General features: G+C 66.2%; 4 protein-coding genes. 3 read left to right on the forward strand and 1 reads right to left on the reverse strand.

From position 1 onward, the window contains the following. Positions 1-19: 19 nt before the first annotated feature. The gene (gene hisA, locus Q0964_RS01545) at positions 20-745 is read right to left on the reverse strand and encodes a 1-(5-phosphoribosyl)-5-[(5-phosphoribosylamino)methylideneamino]imidazole-4-carboxamide isomerase (protein WP_299262732.1); all 726 of its coding nucleotides are present in this window, start codon (positions 743-745) and stop codon (positions 20-22) included. A 129-nt stretch (positions 746-874) separates the two neighbouring features. Here hisA and Q0964_RS01550 point away from each other — a divergent pair, with 129 nt between their 5' ends. The 3 genes from Q0964_RS01550 (at position 875) to Q0964_RS01560 (ending at position 3,678) form a co-directional block, all read left to right on the forward strand. Beyond that, positions 875-2,080 carry an inorganic phosphate transporter gene (locus tag Q0964_RS01550; RefSeq protein WP_299262734.1) on the forward strand — a complete coding sequence of 402 codons (1,206 nt, stop codon included), beginning with the start codon at positions 875-877 and terminating at the stop codon, positions 2,078-2,080. A 90-nt stretch (positions 2,081-2,170) separates the two neighbouring features. Further along, positions 2,171-2,560 (forward strand): ferredoxin Fer, encoded by a 390-nt coding sequence (fer, locus tag Q0964_RS01555; protein WP_299262736.1) that lies wholly within the window; start codon positions 2,171-2,173, stop codon positions 2,558-2,560. A gap of 83 nt (positions 2,561-2,643) precedes the next feature. After that, the gene (locus Q0964_RS01560; protein WP_299262738.1) at positions 2,644-3,678 is read left to right on the forward strand and encodes an A24 family peptidase; all 1,035 of its coding nucleotides are present in this window, start codon (positions 2,644-2,646) and stop codon (positions 3,676-3,678) included. Positions 3,679-3,956 lie beyond the last annotated feature (278 nt).

A 3,956-nucleotide genomic window follows, 5' to 3' on the forward strand; every position in this document is an offset into this window, starting at 1 on the left:
TCGGATGGTCCAGAGACGCTCAGTCTTCGACGGCGGCACTCGCCTCGTCCAGCGTGAACTGCCCCTGGTAAAGCGCGCTCCCGACGACGACGGCGCTCGCGCCCGCGTCTTCGAGTGCCCGCACGTCCGCCAGCGTTGCGACGCCGCCGCTGGCGATTACGGGGATGTCGACGGCCTCGGCGACCCGCCGGACGGGGTCGGTCCGGACCCCGTCTAGTTGTCCTTCCACGTCCACATCGGTGAACAGGATCGCACCCGCGCCGCGGTCCTCGTAGCGGCCCGCGGCGTCGGCCGGGTCGAGGCCGGTGCCTTCGGTCCAGCCCGAGACGACGACTTCGCCGTCCTTCGCGTCCAGACTCACCGTCACGCTGCCGGGGGACTCGGCGCTTATTTCAGCGACGATTTCGGGGGTTTCGACGGCCGCGGTGCCGAGAATGACGCGGTCGACGCCCCGGTCGAGCAGGTCGGTTGCGTCGGCGACAGTGCGGATGCCGCCACCGAGTTGCACGGTCACATCCGTAGCCTCGAGGATGGCGTCGACGGCGGGGGCGTTCTGTCGCTCGCCCTCGAACGCACCGTCGAGGTCGACCAGATGGAGAGTGTCTGCGCCCGCATCGACCCAGCGGCGGGCAGCCACAACGGGGTCGCCGTACTCCGTGCCGGTGCCACGCTCGCCGCCGACGAGCTGGACCACCTCGCCGTCCTGCATGTCCACAGCGGGGACGACCTCGAACTCGGGAAACATGTGCCCGATTCCGCGGGCGAGTGCAGAAAACGTGTCGGTCGCAGGCGGCCGAGCGACAGTTTCCTGCCGAGAGCGGCGGGTGTCGTCGAAAGCGGCATTATTTAATCAACAGCATACACAGACTCGAGTATGGTCTCGGCTCTTCTGCTGGTGGGGCTTCTCGTGGCAGTATTTGTCGGGTTCAATATCGGCGGGTCCTCGACGGGTGTCGCATTCGGCCCTGCGGTCGGGGCGGGGACGGTCTCGAAGGTCGGGGCAGCGGTACTGATGACGGCGTTCGCACTGCTGGGGGGTGTCACCGTCGGGACGGAAGTCGTCAGGACACTCGGTGGACAGCTCGTCCCTCGGAACGCGTTCACGCTGACGGCCTCCATCGCCGTTCTGTTTTTTATTGGGTTCGCACTCTTTCTCTCGAACGTGGTCGGCGTGCCGGCCTCCACGTCGATGACGGCGGTGGGTGCAATCGCCGGGCTCGGGCTGGCACAGGGCAACCTCAACTGGGCCGAGATCGGCGAAATCGTCTCGTGGTGGCTGTTCGCTCCGGTTCTCGCGTTCTGGGTCTGTGGCGTCATCGGGCGGTACTTCTACCCGCGATTGGTCGAATCGTTCGCTATCTCGCAGTCGGAGGGGGCTCTGCTCACGCTGGACCGGTCCGGGACGCTCCCGTGGCCCGCGCTGGGACCGGGGACGACCCGTCGGGAGTTCCTCGGAACGGTGTTGGTCGTCGGTATCGGCTGTTACATGGCGTTTTCGGCGGGCGCCTCGAACGTCGCCAACGCGGTCGCGCCACTGGTCGGTAGCGGTGCCCTCGGGCTCTACGATGGCGTCCTCCTGGGCGGAGCGGCCATCGGGCTGGGTGCGTTCACCATCGCCCGGCGGACGATGGACACCGTCGGCAACGACTTGACGGACCTGCCGATTCTGGCGGCGCTGGTCGTCGCCGTGGTCAGTTCCACGCTGGTGACGGCGCTATCGGCGCTGGGCGTGCCGGCCAGTTTCGTCATCATCGCAACGATGAGCATTGTCGGCCTCGGCTGGGGCCGGGCGACTCGAACGGCGACCATCGGCGACGCGGTCCGGGGCGAGCAACCGGCCGTCTCGACGGGTGCGCTGGCGGCCGAGTCCGACGACGCACCGACGGTGGGGGGCGAGGGCGGGACGCCGGACGTGACGGAGCACAAAGCCATCGGTGAAGAAGAGCCAGACGACCTGCCCGCGGCGTCGGACCTGTTCGAACCGGCGACGACCGGGCGGGTGCTTCTGTTGCAGAACATCGTTCCGGCCATCGCGACGGTCGCGTCGTATCTGCTCTTCCGGTTCGTCCCCGTATTCTGACCGGGATTTAAAAGTGATTCAGAATGATTGTTTATTGGGGAAGCCCGAAAACAGCAAGGTCTAACAGTCAGGGGACCATACCACATATTGATGCCCACGGTAGAGTACCTTAATTACGAAGTATTGGACGATCACGGTTGGGACATGTACGACGGCGAGACGTTCGAGAAGGCTGCCGACGCCGACCTCGACGACGAGGACTACGGCTCTCTGGAGGTCAACGAAGGCGAGTACATCCTCGAAGCGGCCGAGTCACAGGGCTACGACTGGCCGTTCTCCTGTCGCGCCGGCGCATGTGCCAACTGCGCCGCCATCGTCGTGAACGGCGAGATCGATATGGACATGCAGCAGATCCTCAGCGACGAGGAAGTCGAAGACAAGAACGTCCGTCTGACCTGCATCGGTAGCCCCGACGCCGACGAGGTCCGGATCGTCTACAACGCGAAGCACCTCGACTACCTGCAGAACCGCGTCATCTGACGCGGCACATTTTCCGGTTCGAGTCGTTCGCAAACGCTTTGCCCTAGCCGTCGCTGTGCCCGGGTGTGGTATCGACTAGTCTCGTGACGGCGTCGGTCCCGGATCTGCTCCGGTTGGTGGCCGTACCGGTACTCGGCTGGGCCGCCTGGCGGGACATCAAGACCCGACGCGTCCCCAATCGGACGTGGTTGCCCCTGCTCGGCGTCGCAGTGGTCGCGCTCGCACTCGAAGCCTGGCAGGTCTGGACCGGAACGACGGTCGGCTACGTCGACGAGCGGGCGTACTTCCTGCGGGTGACGATCAGCCTCGGGTTCGTGATTCCGCTCTCCTACGGGTTCTGGTGGATCGGCGGATTCGGCGGGGCCGACGCCAAGGCGCTTATTACGCTCGCGGTCCTCTTCCCGACCTTCCCGGCGTACCTGTTCCCCGACTTCGCGCTCCCTGTCGTCGTCCCGACGCTCGGCGTGTTCGCGATGACGGTTCTGTCGAACACCGTCGTCGTCGGACTGTTCTACCCGGTCGCGCTCACGCTCCGGAACGCCGCTGGCGGCCACATGGCGAAGGCGATGGTGATCGGCCGGCCGGTCGCGACCGGGCGGATTACCGGGGAGTACGGCCGCCTGCTCCAGACGCCCGAGGGATTCACCCGACGCGGACTCGATCTGGACGCGCTTCGGATGTATCTGACCTGGCGAGGCGCGAGTTTCGCTGAGTTGCGAGCCGACCCCAACGAGTACCGCGACCCGACGAGCATCCCGGCGGAGACGAATCCGCCCGGCGACGGAGCGATCACCGTGGCCGACGGCGGACGGCCGGCCGCGGAGGGCGACGCCCCGGCCGGTGACCCGCCCGCAGACGCCGACGGCGAGGACACGCCAGAAGGAGCGGAGTTCACCGATCCCTGGGGTGCGGACCGGTTCCTCGAAGAGATCGATGGGAGCGCGTACGGAACGACCCCAGAGCAGTTGCGCGGAGGGCTCGCGGTCCTGACCAGCGACGAGGAAGTGTGGATCACGCCCGGCATTCCGTTTCTCGTGCCGATGTTCCTGGGCCTGGCGCTGGGGCTGACCTACGGGGACGTGCTGTACGCGACCATCGAGGGACTGGGCGTCCTGTGAACTCCCCTGCCCTACCGCGCTCGGGGCTGCCCGCCCCTCGCTTGTCGAGGACAGGGCCACCTGGTTCTGTGTCGGAATTTATTCCCGACGTGGGCACAGGGACTCCGGACTCCGCAGGCGACGTTCCGTCACAGGTGGTTCGGAGTGTCCCCTACTGAACGGACACTCAGCCACAACCGACGGTGCGCGCCTCTTTTCGCGTTTGAACACCGTCGGAGACGTGACGGGTGTCGTACTGTTAATATTGACCGTAGGGATAGGAGAGCCATGCCGTGCAG

The organism is Halorientalis sp. (genome assembly GCF_028275115.1).
Lineage (GTDB): Archaea > Halobacteriota > Halobacteria > Halobacteriales > Haloarculaceae > Halorientalis.

Coding starts and splice junctions, on each gene's coding strand:
- fer (WP_299262736.1), top strand. CDS start 2,171: ATGCCCACGGTAGAGTACCTTAATTACGAAGTATTGGACGATCACGGT.
- hisA (WP_299262732.1), bottom strand. CDS start 745: ATGTTTCCCGAGTTCGAGGTCGTCCCCGCTGTGGACATGCAGGACGGC.
- Q0964_RS01550 (WP_299262734.1), top strand. CDS start 875: ATGGTCTCGGCTCTTCTGCTGGTGGGGCTTCTCGTGGCAGTATTTGTC.